The organism is Bartonella sp. AA1HLJMS, from assembly GCF_042197445.1.
Classification (GTDB): Bacteria; Pseudomonadota; Alphaproteobacteria; order Rhizobiales; family Rhizobiaceae; genus Bartonella.
This window is the reverse complement of sequence record NZ_JBHIRW010000001.1, coordinates 187,015-203,660: the sequence shown is the minus strand read 5'-3', so window position 1 is coordinate 203,660 and position 16,646 is coordinate 187,015. Positions and strand designations below refer to the sequence as shown.

Genomic DNA, 16,646 nt, shown 5'->3' with positions numbered 1-16,646 from the left:
ATCAACACATATGCTGACACTATTTCTTCTTATCATTAACTTCTTCAAAATCAGCATCAACAACATCATCATTCTTTGCCTCTGTTTCAGTGTCAGCGCTCGCTGCTTGTGAGGCTTCGTACATAGCCTGTCCAAGCTTCATACTGACTTCTGCTAATTTTTGCATCTTTGTTGTTACTTCTTCCGTATCACTGCCTTCAAGCGCAGATTTCAAATCAGATATTGCTGTTTCAATCTGTCCCTTTTCTTCAGCTGATACTTTATCGCCATATTCATTGAGCGACTTTTCAGTTGAATGAATAAGAGCCTCCGCTTGATTTCTAGCTTCAACACCTTCACGGCGTTTTTTATCCTCAGCCGCGTGCTCTTCTGCATCCTTTACCATTTTTTCAATATCAGCATCACTTAAACCACCTGATGCCTGAATACGAATTTGATGCTCTTTACCTGTTCCCTTATCTTTGGCCGAAACATTAACAATACCATTCGCATCGATATCAAAAGTAACTTCAATTTGAGGTATACCACGTGGGGCTGGAGGAATACCAACAAGATCAAATTGAGCCAATAACTTATTATCACTTGCCATTTCCCGTTCACCTTGAAAAACACGAATCGTCACAGCACTCTGGTTATCATCAGCTGTCGAAAAAACTTGCGATTTTTTCGTCGGGATAGTGGTATTGCGCTCAATAAGGCGTGTGAAAACCCCACCCAAGGTTTCAATACCCAAAGATAAAGGTGTTACATCTAGCAACAATACATCTTTGACATCGCCTTGCAATACACCTCCTTGGATGGCAGCACCCATTGCGACCACTTCATCAGGATTAACGCCTTTGTGTGGATCCTTACCAAAGAAGCTCTGCACAACTTGCTGAATCTTGGGCATACGCGTCATTCCACCCACTAAAACAACTTCGTCAATCTCACCGGCCTTTAATCCAGCATCTTTCAACGCAGCTTTACAAGGTTCAATGGTACGCTGCACTAAATCGTCAACGAGAGATTCAAATTTTGCCCGAGTCAATTTCATTGTTAAGTGCTTAGGACCTGATTGATCTGCTGTGATAAACGGTAAATTGATTTCTGTTTGCTGTGACGAAGAAAGCTCAATTTTTGCTTTTTCTGCCGCTTCTTTTAAGCGCTGTAAAGCGAGTTTATCATTTTTCAGATCAATTCCTTGTTCTTTTTTGAATTCATCGGCAAAATAACCGACCAAGCGCATGTCAAAGTCTTCACCCCCTAAAAACGTATCCCCATTGGTTGACTTAACTTCAAAAACGCCATCTCCAATTTCAAGGACTGAAATATCAAATGTACCACCACCAAGATCGTAAACTGCTATTGTTTTTCCGTCCTTTTTGTCCAAACCATAAGCTAAAGCAGCAGCAGTTGGCTCATTAATAATCCGTAAAACTTCAAGTCCAGCAATTTTACCTGCGTCTTTCGTGGCTTGACGTTGCGCATCATTAAAATAAGCAGGAACCGTAATAACGGCTTGTTCAACTTTTTCACCAAGATAAGATTCTGCTGTTTCCTTCATCTTTTGCAAAATCATAGCTGAAATTTGTGACGGAGAATATTTCTTTCCCGCCTCTTCAACCCATGCATCACCATTGTCACCTTTAACAATTTTATAAGGAACAAGCGCTTTATCTTTTTCAACCATAGGGTCATCAAAACGGCGCCCTATCAAACGTTTAACTGCAAAAACTGTCCCTTCAGGATTTGTCACCGCCTGCCGTTTAGCAGGTTGCCCAACAAGCCGCTCCCCCCCATCAGTAAAGGCAACAACGGAAGGTGTTGTTCGCGCTCCTTCTGAGTTTTCAATAACTTTTGCGTTTTTGCCATCCATAACAGCCACACAAGAGTTCGTTGTCCCCAAATCAATACCAATTACTTTTGCCATATTATAATCTCCATTCAGCAAGCTACCTCAACCTTCATAAAGCATCTTTTTAAGATAGCTCCTCATAACACCTAAAGCCCGTATATTGCTTCAAGCAATATAAATAATGATAAACTGCAAGTCGCAACAAGCCTTGCTGCCTCGTATATAAGAACAGGCTTTTATTGCTACAAGAGAATAATGAGAGAAACATCTCTAAAATAAAAAATTTATTTTAAAATAGGCACTCTAATGACCCATAAATACCATATTTATGAGAGACTTGAGAGGATAATATATTTTTCTTGCAATTCTCAAAAAATATATCTTTCTATAAAAATTAAAAAATAAAAGAATGATTGCACTCTCGCTCTTGATCTTCTCATCATTGATAAAATCATACTCACGTAAAAGCTTTTTAAAAGGCGAATAATTTATATCACAAATATTATAAATTTTCCTTGGACTAAAATAGTCATCATATCTAATGCTCATATCAGTAAAGGTATTATCTATCTATCTCCTTTCAAAAATTCTCCTTCTAACGGTCTCATTGTTTGCGGCTATTTGAAATCTGTGCTTTAAATTCACCTAAAGCGTTTTTTCTTAACTGTATAATTTTGAACTTTGAAAATATATAAAAATACCTCTGTATAAACGCTTTAAAATGCCAAGAGCTGTCATAATATTAAAAATTGGTAAAGTGGTTGATGATTGTTCTGTATTATATCTTCATTAAGTAAAACAGTAGTGCATCATAGATTTTATACCATTTGCAAATACTATTTATGAGATGAACACGGAAGCGTTAAGAGGTGTGTTGTCATTGTAAATCTTACTGTCTTCTTTTAAATTTCAAGAATTCTATGATTTTTATATTAAAATCAATTTCATTTTAGCATTTCTTTCTTTTATTTTAAATAAAAGCTCTGCTAAAATAAAAATATTCAAAGTGTGAATCTTATGAAGGAGGGTAAATCAATGATGACATCTATTATTAAGAAAATAACAAATCTCATCTTTAAGAATATAATACATACACAATATCCATACAAAAAGGTTATCATAAATATCGTGTGTGCTCTTCTCTTTGCTGGTATAACCCTGCCAGCAGGTGCTCAGCAATATAAACTTGGCGACATAGAAATTCTCAATCCTTGGACACGTGAAACACCTAGAGGTATAAGAGTTGGTAGCGGTTATCTCTACATTATCAATCACAGTAATACCCCAGACCGTTTGGTTTCTATTTCCACAAACGGAGTAAAAACAACGGAGATACACTCTATGGCTGTCGTTAATGATATTATGAAAATGGAAAAAATGCACAATGGCATTGAAATTCCGGGAAATGGCGAAATCACGCTTAAGCCTGGCGGTGATCATATTATGTTCATGGGGCTTTCACAACCATTTAAGTTAGGTGATAAAATTAGCGCAAAATTAACATTTGAGAAAGCAGGAACCATTGATGTTGATTTCTCTGTAAACGCTATGAAAGTACCATCACCTTCTAAATCCTCTCCTGTTCACTAAGCTCCTTTTATTATAAATACACACTTTATAAAATGAAGAAGCGTGAAATTTTTTACGCTTCTTTATTTTTTGTTTTATGCCATCAGTAAAAAATTATCCCCTTTGATGAATTAACTATGGTCAATTTCAGGAATACGTAAAACTTGTCCAGGATAAATTTTATCGGGAGATTTTAGCATTGGCTTATTGGCTTCAAAAATAAATGTGTTTTTATTACCTTGCCCTTTTCCATAAACCTCTTCAGCAATTTTCCAAAGATTATCACCAGATTTAACCTCATAAAAGCGAGAAGTTTTTCTAGGCGTTGTATCTATAACCTTTAATTGATCAACATCTACAGAAGAGACACCTTGTGAATTGCCAACAACCAGCAGTGCTTTTTCAAGTGTTTCCCTATCTGGAACTTCACCGCTTAAAATAGCTTTACCGTCTTCAACTTGAATATTGACTTTTTCTGTACCGAGTTGAAAATGATCAAATGCTCTCTTAAAATCCTTTTCTTTTGGTTCATGGTCCCCAATACCTAACTTTTCCCCTACAGTTTTAATAAAATTAAAAAATCCCATTACGACCTCCTTTCGTGTAGCAGAAACAAATTTTTGTGCATATATTGCCACATTCTTTTCTTTGCTCTTAAAACACATAGGCAGATTTTCTAAACTTCAACAATCAAAACTACATCTGTTCAATTATGAGACAAATACAATAATAAACTTTGTAATAAACCTTGATAAAAAAAGCCTTTATGAAAATTTTCTCTCAAATGAAGGGATCTTAATAGACGTAGAAACATTATAAATTATGAAAGCAAAACAAGATTTTACAGTAATGACAAAAGGTTTTTTACTTTGCTACAATTTGTATCATATTTGTTTTGCAAAAAAAATATGAACTCCCATATAAATAAGTGTGGGTAATTTGCTACCACAGCAATAGAAAGGTCTAAGAAACCATGAAAGATACACCAACAATCACACAAACGATTGTACTTGTTGATGATGATCGCAATATTTTGACATCTTTATCTTTTGCGCTTGAGACAGAAGGATATCGGGTTGAAAGCTATACAGATGGAGCATCTGCACTCAAGGGTCTCACACTTCACCCTCCACACTTAGCTATTTTTGATATTAAAATGCCCCGAATGGATGGGATGGAACTTTTGCGTCGTTTGCGTCAAAAATCTGATCTTCCAGTTATTTTTCTTACCTCTAAAGATGATGAAATTGATGAATTATTTGGTCTCAAAATGGGAGCTGATGATTTTATTACTAAACCTTTCTCCCAACGTCTTCTTATTGAACGCGTGAAAGCTATTTTACGCCGTTCTAATGCACGTAACCAACCGCTTTCTACAGGAACTTCTTCCACCTCTTCTCTCAAACGTGGAGATCTTGTGATGGATCAAGAACGCCACACCTGTACATGGAAAGATAAACCTGTTATTTTAACCGTTACGGAATTTTTGATTCTGCAAACCTTAGCACAAAGACCAGGAGTTGTAAAAAGTCGTGATGCTTTAATGGATGCTGCTTATAGTGATCAAGTCTACGTAGATGATCGCACCATTGATAGTCACATTAAACGTCTGCGTAAAAAGTTTAAACAAGTGGATGATGATTTTGCAATGATTGAAACACTTTATGGTGTAGGTTATCGTTTCCACGAGGTATAAAACTACTTTGTCGCAAAAATTTGAATGGCAATCAAATCGATGACAGACAATTCTCAACTGGAAACTTTACAAAAAACAACCGTTAATGGTACATCCTCAACGCCATTTCTTATGTTCGCTCGTTTGCATCTTCGAACACAACGTCTCTTTAGACAATTGCTTTTTTCCAGCCTCACACGTCGCATTGTTATATTAAACATTGCTGCTCTTGCCGTTTTAGTTACAGGCATTTTATACCTTAACCAATTTCGCGATGGTTTAATTGAAGCAAAAATCAAAAGTTTATGTACCCAAGGAAAAATTATTGCTGGGGCTATTGCTGCTTCTGCAACAGTAGATACAAATTCTATCCTCATTGACCCTCAAAAACTCTTAGAGTTACAGACTGGTGAAAGCGTTACACCCGCTCCTCAATCAACCGATTCTTGGGATTTTCCTATTAACCCTGAGCAAGTTGCCCCTCTTTTACGGCGTCTTATTACACCTAAAACGACAAGAGCACGTATCTATGATCGTGATGCTACTCTCCTTCTTGATTCGCGCGTTCTTTATTCTAGTGGAGAAGTTTTTAGTTATGATTTACCCCCACTTAAAACAGAACAAAACATGTGGGATCGCCTTACTTCATGGTATTCAAACGCATTTTATGGCAAAGGTATTGCTCTTGACAGAGAACAAACAAAAACCAGTGGTATTGCTTATCCAGAAGTGTACCGCGCATTAAACGGATCTCTTGCTACGGCTAAAAGACGCAACAGACAAGGGCAATTAATTGTTTCTGTTGCCGTTCCTGTTCAACGCTATCGCGCAGTGGTTGGAGCTCTTCTTCTTTCAACCACTGGTTCCGATATTGATAACATTGTAAAAGGCGAAAGACTGGTTATCTTTAAAGTTTTTGCCGTTGTAGGTAGCGTACTTTTGGTTCTTTCTCTCTTTTTGGCCCATACGATTGCCCATCCATTAAGTAAATTATCTGCCTCGGCTAATCGAGTGCGTAATGGCAATAATCAGCGTGTAGAAATTCCTGATTTTTCAATGCGTGAAGATGAAATTGGTCACCTTTCAACTTCTATTCGTGATATGACCAATGCCCTTTATATGCGTATTGAAGCCATTGAACGTTTTGCTGCTGATGTAAGCCACGAATTAAAAAATCCTCTCACCTCCCTACGCAGTGCTGTTGAAACGCTCCCTCTGGCTAAAAATGAAGAAGCACAAGAAAAATTGCTGGAAATTATTCAACATGATGTGCGCCGCCTTGATCGGTTGATTACAGATATTTCTGATGCATCGCGACTCGATGCAGAGCTTGCACGAGAAACCGCAGAGATTGTTGATATGACACCACTTTTGGAAAGTCTTGTTCATGCTGTTCAGGAAGTGTATCGTAATACGCAAACTATTGATATAAGCCTTAATATTGTCCCACGTCCTCATGGAAAAGCTTATCTTGTATTGGGACATGAACTTCGTTTAGGACAAGTGATTTCAAATCTTCTTGAAAATGCGCGTTCTTTTATTCCTCGGAATCGTGGCAAAATTTGCATTACTATGAAAAGCCATGCTTCAACCCTTATTTTAACCATTGAAGATAATGGCCCAGGTATTCGTTCAGAAAATATTGAACGAATTTTTGAACGTTTTTACACAGATCGACCAAATGAAGATGCTTTTGGACAAAACTCTGGACTTGGCCTTTCTATTAGTCGGCAAATCATCGAGGCTCATAATGGGACAATTACAGCCGAAAATATTATTGATCCTACACTTGGGAAGTGTAAAACTGGTGCACGTTTTACTATCATGCTTCCGCTTGCTAAATAAATCTTTTATCCAAAGTAAAAGACATGAAAACAAAATGTGAAATACTCCACGCAAATTGCCTTCAACTAGGCGGCAAGGGGCTGTTAATTATAGGTCCATCCGGATCAGGAAAATCAACCATCACCCTTTCTTTGCTTGACCGCGCTGAGTGGTCAAAACGTGAAGCGAAGCTTATCAGTGATGATTATACAATGTTGCGTGCGGAAAATGGAAAGCTTCACGGATACACTCCTGATAATTTAGAGGGCGGCATCGAGATTCGTGGCGTTGGTCTTTATATGATAGAATTTGAAAAGCACACAACTATCGATTGTGTTATTTTTCTCGGTCCGGAATATGAACGTTTTTCCACAAATAAAACTTTTCAATTTGAAAATTTGCACATTCCTCTTTTAAAACTTCCCTCTCTTCGTGAAGCCGATTGTACAGCCATTTGTCAAGCTATTGAAGCATTTTTGTTTAGAAAAGTATGGCAAAAATCTGTCTAATTTTTTTCTAAAGATAAAAAAATCACAATTTTTGCCTTTTTTTTGCAAATTTTTCTTGGCAGCAAGATAAAGCCTTGTACAATGTCTTTCCTACCAACTATGGTTGGGTCTTATTAGTTAACAGGAGTTTGCGTAAATGATTGGACTCGTGCTTGTAACGCACGGTGAGCTGGCTGTCGAATTTTTACATGCCGTGGAACATGTTGTTGGAGTACAAGAAAAGTTCGCAACAATATGCGTTTATCCCGATGACGATATAGATCAGCGCCGAGGTGATATTATAGCCGCAGTAACCGATACAGATACGGATCATGGCGTCATCATATTAACAGATGTGTTCGGTGGAACACCATCAAATATAGCTATTCCTGCTATTGAAAAAGGACGCGTTGAAATGATTGCGGGTGTTAATTTGCCCATGCTTATTAAACTGATTTCTATTCGCAAATGTCCTGATATTTCATTATCAGACGCGTTAAGAATAGCACAAGAAGCAGGGCGTAAATATATTAATGTACCAAGTATGATTTTATAGCGGATAATAAAATACCAATGTTTTCCAAAGATACCCTCCCATGTATAAGTCGTCATTTCAATATCTGTAATAAACGTGGGTTACATGCACGTGCTTCTGCAAAATTTGTACAAACTGTTGACAATTTTAATGTTACTGTTGAAGTTGAAAAGGACGGGAAAATTGTTGGCGGATCATCAATTATGGGACTTATGATGCTAGCGGCTTCATCCGGTTGCAACCTCACCATTCGTGTTTCAGGACCAGAAGCAACAGATGCTCTTAATGCTCTTGAAAAGCTCATCAATAACAACTTTGGAGAGGAAAACTAGTGCTTTTTCATCATAAACAAAGATGATAATTCTTAGAAAATAGGAACTTTCCATCATTATTTTGAATTTTAATTTCTCTTCCCGCTTTTATACAAATATTCATATCCATTATAGATTGGCATAATTATCATAAATGTAAAAGCTTATAGTAATTTTGTTATGCTCGATTTTTTTCTTCCTTTCCTAACATTATTTGACCAATTTGAATAGTTTTGCGTATTATGGCTATTCCCCGACTTAATCATATAATTAAATTTTTACAGAAAAGAGAACTCTTTACCTTGTATTAAAGTATGCTTTATTTTAGGCTAAAGATAAATGTCAAAATAATTTCGCACATCAAAAATCTATCAACTTTTCTTATTTTCTGCTAACTTTGTAGCCTTTATAATACACAAGTAATCTTCCATTGCACATCATTGTGATACAGATCCTGAAAACGCAATTCTTATCAATATCATAACCATTTTCTTAAAACAAATAAGCTGTGTATATTCATAATTATGGTAAGCATTTTTTAAACATTATTTTTCTATACTATTGCCTTATGTTCTTTGGTAGACAACTCACTCTCGTTATCTATCATTGTGCTTGGAGTGGCATCTTTTCATTGTAAAGAGGTAATATTGTGGGTCGTCTATTTAGTGCCCTTCAAATTCCTCAACAAACAACACAACAACTTGTGTCGTTGCAAAGTGGCTTACCAAATACGCAGTGGATTAATTCGCAAAATTTTCATGTCACCTTATCTTTTTTTGGCAAAGTTGAAAGTTCTACCGTAGATATACTTATGCACGCCTTTGACACAATAAAGCTCTCTCCTTTTATGCTACAAATAGATGGTTTTGATATTTTTGGTTCAGAAAATACTGCCCCCTCTCTTGTTATTCGCATTAAACCTTGTAAAGCTCTCAATCTTCTACACGAAAAGATGCAATCTATCCGTAGCCATTTAGGTCTAACACCTGATGAAAGAGAATTTACTCCACATATTACTATTGCGCGACTGCTTGATACTAAACCTGAAGACCTTGTTCCTTATCTGTTCTTTCGAAGGAATTTTTCATTTCCTCCTTTTGAGGTTGATCATTTTGTTTTATTTTCATCGCCATTTCCCTCAAGCGATGCCGTGTATGTTGTAAAAGGAAATTGGCCACTTCAAAAATAAAAGGGTGTTTGTCACACCCTTTAAAAACTCTTTGAGAAAAGACCCTATATATATGAAACTGCAGGGAATACTGCATTTTACGATAGAGGTTTGTTATTGATGTGTTTTAAGCCGAATCATCTTCAACAGAAGTTTCTTTTGCTCCTCCTTTGGCTACACCCACTATAGCTGGACGTAACACCCTTTCCCCGATAATATAACCTGCCTGAACCACTTGTTGAACAGTATTATCTGGAACATCAGCATTGGGAATTTCAAACATCGCTTGATGAAAGTGAGGATCAAATTTTTGCCCCTCTGGATGAATTTTTTGCACCCCATGACGTTCTAATGCTGCCATCATGGCACGTTCAGTCATTTCAACGCCTTCTGCCAATGATTTCAAACCAGCATCACTCTCCCGTGCACCTTCTGGAATAGCTTCCAAAGCACGATTGAGATTGTCAGAAACCGATAACATATCCCGTGCAAAATTAGCAATGGAATAAGCTCTTGCATCCGCCACATCTCGCATAGTACGGCGTCGAAGATTTTCCATATCTGCAACAAGACGTAAAAGCTGATCTTTCAGTTCTTTATTTTCATCCTGCAAAGACGCTAAAAGATCACTAACCTCATTGCTTTCTGTTTCAACGACTTCGTGTTCCTCTGTTTTATGTGTTTTTAAAAATTCATCGGCTGCCTGTTTAAGTGTATTACGATCAGCTGGATTTTTTAAATCACAATTTTCAAATGAAGCGTCAGTAAATTTGTTTTTTTCATCAGACATAAAAATTTTATTCCTTCATAAGATTCGTTATTCTCGATATCGAAATTCTACAGACAAAAATCAAGGGGTATCGATGTATATAATACAATGAGCTTTTATAGTACAAATACTTACTTGCATCGTTTTAACGCAATAACTGTGACACAAGTTGAGCTGTATAATCAACCATGGGCACGATCCTTGCATAATTAAGCCGTGTAGGACCAATAACACCTAAAGCACCAATGACTCTTTGTTGTGAATCACGATAAGGTGCTACAACTAAAGAAGAACCAGAAAGTGAAAATAACTTATTTTCTGAACCAATAAAAATTCTAACCCCAGAACCTTCATCCGTTAAATCGAGAAGTTGTGCCATACTTTCACGCGTTTCAAGATCATCAAACAAATGGCGTAATCGTTCTAAATCTTCTTCTGCTTTCACATCTTCAAGTAAATTGCTACGCCCGCGAACAATGAGGTGTATTTTATGATCAGCACCTTCTCCTCCCCAAAGAGCTAATCCCGTTTCAACAAGATGATGCGATAAATCATCAAGTGCAGCCCGTGTTTCTGCGCATAAGCGGGCAATTTCTCCTTTAGCTTCACTCAATGTACGCCCTTGGATATGGGCATTGAGAAAATTCGTTGCTTCCGTCAATTGTGCATGAGTAACCCCTTCCGGTAAATGAACAATACGATTTTCAACTTCACCTTGTTGAGTCACCAAAACGGCAAGAGCATGCTCCCTATCAAGGCGCACAAATTCAATATGTTTCAATGTTCCTTCTTGTTTTGTTGCTAAAACAAGCCCTGCCCCACGTGAAAGATCTGAAAGAACTCGGCTTGCTTGAACAAGAAAATGTTCAACCGATTGTGCATGACCAGCCTCTTTGACTTGCATTTCAATATTTTCTCGCTCTTCGTTTGGCAAATCACCCGCTTCCATAAATGCATCAACAAAAAAGCGTAAACCTGATTGTGTTGGCATTCGACCCGCAGAAACATGTGGTGCATAAATCAAACCGAGATGTTCAAGATCACTCATCACATTGCGAATCGTCGCAGGCGATAATGTCTGTTGTAAAAGCCGCGAAAGATTACGTGATCCTACAGGTTCACCATCATTAAGATAAGCTTCAACAATATGGCGAAAAATATCACGCGAACGTTCATCAAGATATTTTAGTTCATTATCAATAGTTTTGTGCTTCATCACAACTGTTTCACTACTTTTAAAATCCTCATCTCTTATATAAGTTTTGCCAAGGTTTGGTCAAATAGTCTAAAGTAGTATAAAAACATATTATCCTATTGAGCTGTAAAATGCTACCTTTCAGAGTGATGCTTGATAAATTACGCAGGAAATATTTTTGTTAGAGTGTGTGAGAAATATTTAAGATTAAGAATTGATCTGTAAAGTGGTCTGCTGTAGGGACTTGTCAAGAGAATCTAGATTGATTAAAAATCGCTGTAAATAGAAAATTTCACCCTTTAGAGCAAGCAGAAAATTGGAAGTTTACCATAAAATGCTATCATAAAAAAGACATGTCTTCCCTATCTTTGCAAGGTTATCTTCGTGCAAGATAAAAAATTTTATTGGAATAAAATATCATAAAACGTGTAAAATAATCATATTATGTGAAATCAAGCAGAATGTGTGTATATGAGCATTTAAACCGTTTTTTAGCACAAAAATAATTCCCCTTTCATTTTTGGAGAAATCTATATGAGAAGCATAGCAGATAAAAAACTTGTCATTGCTACACATAACACTGGAAAATTGCATGAAATCACTACTTTAATTACGCCTTTCGGTTTAATAATACAATCGGCAAAAGAACTAGGCTTGCCAGAACCAAAAGAAACGGGAAAAACATTTGAAGAAAATGCTTATATTAAAGCTTTTTCAGCAGCAAAAAAAACAGGACTTCCTGCCCTCTCTGATGATTCAGGCTTAGAGGTAGATGCATTGGAGGGTGCGCCAGGCGTTTATACCGCTGATTGGGCAATTCAAGCCGATGGTACACGTAATTTTCCAAAAGCTATGAAAAAAATAGAAAATGAACTCCAAAAAGTCGGAGCACGAGAAAAAAGTCAACGGAAATGCCGTTTTATATCCGTCATTTGCATTGCATGGCCTGATGCTCATGCAGATTACTTCCGTGGATGCGTTGAAGGAACGTTCATTTGGCCTCCACGGGGAGATAAAGGCTTTGGTTTTGATCCTATTTTTTTACCAGATGGATGTGAAAATACCTTTGGAGAAATGTCAACAGAACAAAAACACAACTGGAAACGCAATGATCTTCCCCCTCTTTCACATCGCGCACGTGCTTTCAAACTTTTAGCAGAAAACCTTTTAGCATTCTCATGAATGAACCTTTCGGCATTTACATTCATTGGCCCTTTTGTGCAGCTAAATGTCCTTATTGTGACTTTAATTCGCATGTTCGCATCCATGGTGTTGATCAACCACGTTTTGTCACCGCCTTTAAGCGCGAAATAGAAACGCAATACCACAAAATAGGACCACGCCATATTACAAGTATTTTTATTGGTGGAGGAACCCCCTCTCTTATGGAGCCACAAACTGTCGATGCCCTATTGCAAGCACTTGCAAAAAAATGGGTAGTCGATGATAAAGTTGAAATTACATTAGAAGCTAATCCATCCAGTGTGGAAGCAGAGCGCTTTCGTGGATACCGTGCGGCAGGTGTTAATCGCTTATCTCTAGGAATACAAGCGCTCAATGATAAAGCATTGCGCAAACTTGGCCGACTCCATAATGTGGAACAAGCTCTTTGTGCCATTGCTTTAGCACGACAAATTTTTCCACGTTTATCCTTTGATCTCATTTATGCCCGCCCCGAACAAACCCTCGAAGAATGGAAATCTGAAATTTCCCAAGCAATTGATTTGGCAGCAGACCATCTTTCCCTTTATCAATTGACGATCGAAGAAGGAACCGCCTTTAAACGCCTTCATGATGCAGGAAAACTTATCCTTCCCCCATCAGAGCTAGCAGCAGATCTGTATCATCTTACTCAAGAAATAACGGCACTACATGGACTTCCTGCCTATGAAATCTCAAACCATGCAATGCCCGGTGCCGAATCAGCACACAATCTTCTTTATTGGCGTTATCACCAATATGCAGGCTTTGGTCCAGGAGCACATGGACGTTTCATTGAGCATACACCGAATCATTCCTCTTTCTGTTCAAAAACATTGTCATCACACCTTGAAAACCGCGAACGTTATGTCACAATAAATGAAAAGCATCCCGAACAGTGGCTTAATTTGGTAGAAACAACAGGACATGGCTGTATTGAAACGGAACATTTAACCACTGAACAACAGGCAAATGAAATGCTCCTTATGGGATTACGCCTTTGCGAAGGCTTAGAACTTATACGCTATGAAACCTTAAGTCCCAAACGCATCCCTATGGAAAAACTGATCGAGTTACAACACCAAGAATTGATAGAAATGGTCGATAACCAACGCTTAAAAGCAACAGCCAAAGGACGTATTGTTCTTGATCACATCATCAGCCAACTCGCAAATTAAAATTTTTATAACAACATACTTATTTTAATCATAATTATCATTTTTCATAGCAAGGTGAGACTAGAATATTGTGAGATTCTTTCATTTCAAAACTATTTATAGCAAGTTAGTTATCGCCATTTGCTTACACCTTAAAAATAGAGAAGCATGTGGATAAAAACTATAAAAAAGGAGTAAAAAGGCCTCTTATGAACACTCTTAAGTGCTAAAAGCTATTGTAATATTTTGAGCTAGAAAGTGTATGGTGCTCTAACTTTATTTTTCATAAACATAAAGATGGGGAGGCATTATAGATTTTATATTACAACATTCATAAGCACCGTAGTAGCACAAATGTGACAAACATTAAGAAAATTTCTTTAAAACAAGTACGTGAATGCATAATACGATAATGTATTTTTTCTTTATGAAATCGTGGCACCATTAAAAGAACCAGAGAAATAAACATGAAACCATGCATCAATTTCTGATTATTTAAAAAGATATTACTCTAGATAATTTTGAAAACCGTAAAGCTGAATAAAAGAGAAAGTAAAAAAGAACGCTGATTTTCACCTTTATACCTTTATATTTCCCCTCAATCAGGTTGTGGTTGTATGTCTGTTTCAGAGATTACAAAAAATAGATATACACAATGCTTTTATCCTATTCTGTCATATAAAAGCTGTTATCGCAAAAAATACTGAACCAATATTTATTTGAGATACGCGGCTGTATGATCGTATTAATTTATAGGTAACAGCAACATCATGAGCTTTACTAAACAAATAATGTGCTCAAATGGCAAATATACTAAATATGAATCGGTATTGCTTTGTTAGCGAGCGAAACGATGTTAATCTCATATGATCTTACTTGTATGCGTATATGCTTATAAGTGTCTGTACCCGTCCTTTAAGGTTATTTAATTAAAAAATTGAGAATAATACTAGGACAATCTTTGGTTAAAGAAATCAACGTGCTGCTACAAAAAAATTCTGTGTATCTTTATCATAACCAAGATTAAAGCTGATTAAATACGCTCACCTTCTATCTCGTAATGATTTGCAACGGAAGTTCTTGGGGACAAAAAAAGCAAGGTAAAATATATGAAATAAAACAAACTTAAAGCGCTTTTCCTATAGTCTTTATTCTAAGAAAGTCTATAGGAACAAGAAGTACCTTTTATGCGAGTGCAGAAAACATATCAAAACATGAGCTGTGAATGAGCGCATTTATGTTGTACGAACTTTTTACAATAGTAGCATGTTTTTGTGTGTCTTTATGGCATCAACCTGTCATCACACAATGATGATATAATATTCATTGTTTTCCATATATGATTGCGTGTGACTTCCTTTCTACACTTTAAAGAACGAATATTTTCAATCCAATATGGTCTAAACAGTTCTGCTTCTTCAAGCAGATCTCTTTTGGCTTTTCAATTATGTAATTCACTTAACTAAAGACTCTACAGGCAAGAATCCCAACTTAAGAATATTCATTACTTACTCTAAGACTACTTAATATATTAAGTTTTACGAGTCTCGTATCACCACACCATAAATGGCAATATCTTATGGCACAACAAGATAAAGGTATTTTTGAACCAGCAACCTTTTCTTTATGCAAAAAATTCAATAATAAAACGCTCATAAATAGTAGTAAGTGTTTCTATTGCATCAAGGGCTACACACTCATCTACCATATGCATCGTTTGCCCCGGTAAACCAAATTCGACCACTGGGCAATAATCCTTAATAAATCGTGCATCTGAAGTACCACCAGAAGTGGAACATTCTGGTATATTCCCTGTTACACTTTTAATAGCATTGGATAAAGTTTGAATGAGTTTATCATTTTTGGTCAAAAAAACATCTCCTAAACTTGGAATCCATTCAAGCTGATAAGAGGGATATTGGTCACCATTGTTTTTTGATTGTACCAAAGCAAGACGCTTTTCAATTTCCTTCATCAGTGTTTCTTTTGTCCAAAGATCATTGTAGCGTATATTAAAATGAATCGTTGTCTGCGCTGGAATAACATTGACCACTAAATTACCGGTATCGATGGTTGTTAGCTCTAAATTACTGGGTTGAAAATTTTCTGTCCCTTTATCTAAAACGGTTTGTGTCAATGCTTGAATAAGCTTACTTGCCAAAGGCAAAGGATTGGCAGCCCTTTCTGGAAAAGCAACATGACCTTGGCGACCCTTCACGGTAATGACACCAGAAATCGATCCGCGGCGACCAATTTTGATAATATCACCAACAGTCTTTACGCTTGTTGGTTCTCCCACAAGAGCCGCAGTCCATTTTTCGCCTTTTTTTTCTGCCCATTTGAGAAGTTTTACCGTACCATTAACAGCAGGCCCCTCTTCGTCACCAGTAATTAAAAGGCTTACCCTTCCTTTAATGGATCGTTTCTCAAGAACTCGCGCTAGAGCCGCAATAAAACAAGCGATACCACCCTTCATATCAACAGCACCCCGCCCATATAATTTCCCCTGATCTATAACAGCTTCAAAAGGTGGATAAGTCCAATCTTCCAATGCACCTGGCGGTACGACGTCCGTATGACCCGCAAACATAAGATGGGGTCCTTCACTTCCCATTTTTGCATAAAGATTTTCAACATTATCTGTATTTTTATCCGTAAAAACAGGGCGATCGACGTGAAATCCCATTTTTTTTAAAAATTGTTCCAAAGTTGATAAAGCCCCTGCTTCATGAGGTGTAACAGAAGGACAACGAATAAGTGCCTGTAATAGCTGAAGTGGATCTGTAAGAACAGACATAAAAAACCTTCCCATTTTTTTATAAGTCATCGGAACTTAGGGTTATTACGCTGAATTACAAAAAAGATAAAGCAAAACATTGAAGACACTCAGCAAACCAAGCAGGGGAGAACAATCGTGC

At 37.0% G+C, this 16,646-nt stretch carries 14 protein-coding genes; 9 read left to right on the top strand and 5 right to left on the bottom strand.

Going from position 1 to position 16,646, the window contains the following annotated elements; translation table 11 throughout:
* Window positions 1-19 precede the first annotated feature (19 nt).
* Entirely contained in the window at window positions 20-1,912 is a 1,893-nt protein-coding gene (gene dnaK / locus ACFIQE_RS00790) for a molecular chaperone DnaK (RefSeq protein ID WP_273790233.1), read from the bottom strand.
* A 960-nt stretch (window positions 1,913-2,872) separates the two neighbouring features.
* Here dnaK and ACFIQE_RS00785 point away from each other — a divergent pair.
* The gene (locus tag ACFIQE_RS00785) at window positions 2,873-3,427 is read left to right on the top strand and encodes a copper chaperone PCu(A)C (protein WP_375611390.1); all 555 of its coding nucleotides are present in this window, start codon (window positions 2,873-2,875) and stop codon (window positions 3,425-3,427) included.
* A 110-nt stretch (window positions 3,428-3,537) separates the two neighbouring features.
* Here ACFIQE_RS00785 and lysM read toward each other — a convergent pair whose 3' ends face one another.
* Window positions 3,538-3,993 carry a peptidoglycan-binding protein LysM gene (lysM, locus tag ACFIQE_RS00780; protein WP_375707192.1) on the bottom strand — a complete coding sequence of 152 codons (456 nt, stop codon included), beginning with the start codon at window positions 3,991-3,993 and terminating at the stop codon, window positions 3,538-3,540.
* 386 nt (window positions 3,994-4,379) lie between these two features.
* Here lysM and ACFIQE_RS00775 point away from each other — a divergent pair, with 386 nt between their 5' ends.
* The 6 genes from ACFIQE_RS00775 to thpR all read left to right on the top strand — a co-directional run bounded on the left by ACFIQE_RS00775 (window position 4,380) and on the right by thpR (window position 9,428).
* Window positions 4,380-5,102, top strand: a complete 723-nt coding sequence (locus ACFIQE_RS00775) for a response regulator transcription factor (RefSeq protein ID WP_005774392.1) — start codon at window positions 4,380-4,382, stop codon at window positions 5,100-5,102.
* A gap of 39 nt (window positions 5,103-5,141) precedes the next feature.
* A complete protein-coding gene (locus ACFIQE_RS00770) occupies window positions 5,142-6,926 on the top strand; it encodes a stimulus-sensing domain-containing protein (RefSeq protein WP_375629192.1) in 1,785 nt (594 codons plus the stop codon).
* 23 nt (window positions 6,927-6,949) lie between these two features.
* On the top strand, window positions 6,950-7,414 hold the full coding sequence (locus tag ACFIQE_RS00765) for an HPr kinase/phosphatase C-terminal domain-containing protein (protein ID WP_375628486.1): 465 nt from the start codon (window positions 6,950-6,952) through the stop codon (window positions 7,412-7,414).
* Between the two features lie 136 nt (window positions 7,415-7,550).
* Window positions 7,551-7,949 (top strand): PTS sugar transporter subunit IIA, encoded by a 399-nt coding sequence (locus ACFIQE_RS00760; RefSeq protein ID WP_375611386.1) that lies wholly within the window; start codon window positions 7,551-7,553, stop codon window positions 7,947-7,949.
* 17 nt (window positions 7,950-7,966) lie between these two features.
* Window positions 7,967-8,260, top strand: a complete 294-nt coding sequence (locus tag ACFIQE_RS00755; RefSeq protein WP_012754483.1) for an HPr family phosphocarrier protein — start codon at window positions 7,967-7,969, stop codon at window positions 8,258-8,260.
* 628 nt (window positions 8,261-8,888) lie between these two features.
* Window positions 8,889-9,428 (top strand): RNA 2',3'-cyclic phosphodiesterase, encoded by a 540-nt coding sequence (gene thpR / locus ACFIQE_RS00750; protein ID WP_375707191.1) that lies wholly within the window; start codon window positions 8,889-8,891, stop codon window positions 9,426-9,428.
* A 106-nt stretch (window positions 9,429-9,534) separates the two neighbouring features.
* Here thpR and grpE read toward each other — a convergent pair whose 3' ends face one another.
* Both grpE and hrcA read right to left on the bottom strand, forming a co-directional pair.
* A complete protein-coding gene (gene grpE, locus ACFIQE_RS00745) occupies window positions 9,535-10,197 on the bottom strand; it encodes a nucleotide exchange factor GrpE (protein WP_375620861.1) in 663 nt (220 codons plus the stop codon).
* A 124-nt stretch (window positions 10,198-10,321) separates the two neighbouring features.
* Window positions 10,322-11,392: a heat-inducible transcriptional repressor HrcA gene (gene hrcA, locus ACFIQE_RS00740; RefSeq protein ID WP_375629189.1), complete on the bottom strand. Its 1,071-nt coding sequence runs from the start codon at window positions 11,390-11,392 to the stop codon at window positions 10,322-10,324.
* Window positions 11,393-11,905: 513 nt separating this feature from the next.
* Between hrcA and rdgB the strand changes: the two genes are divergently transcribed.
* Both rdgB and hemW read left to right on the top strand, forming a co-directional pair.
* Complete coding sequence (rdgB, locus tag ACFIQE_RS00735) at window positions 11,906-12,553, top strand: RdgB/HAM1 family non-canonical purine NTP pyrophosphatase (protein ID WP_375629186.1); 648 nt, start codon at window positions 11,906-11,908, stop codon at window positions 12,551-12,553.
* On the top strand, window positions 12,550-13,749 hold the full coding sequence (gene hemW, locus ACFIQE_RS00730; RefSeq protein WP_375629182.1) for a radical SAM family heme chaperone HemW: 1,200 nt from the start codon (window positions 12,550-12,552) through the stop codon (window positions 13,747-13,749). The genes rdgB and hemW overlap by 4 nt, the downstream gene beginning before the upstream one ends.
* Before the next feature lie 1,603 nt (window positions 13,750-15,352).
* On the opposite strand, the gene dapE is transcribed toward hemW, so the two are convergent.
* Window positions 15,353-16,525, bottom strand: coding sequence for a succinyl-diaminopimelate desuccinylase (gene dapE / locus ACFIQE_RS00725; RefSeq protein WP_375707190.1), 1,173 nt, complete (start codon window positions 16,523-16,525; stop codon window positions 15,353-15,355).
* Window positions 16,526-16,646: the final 121 nt, after the last annotated feature.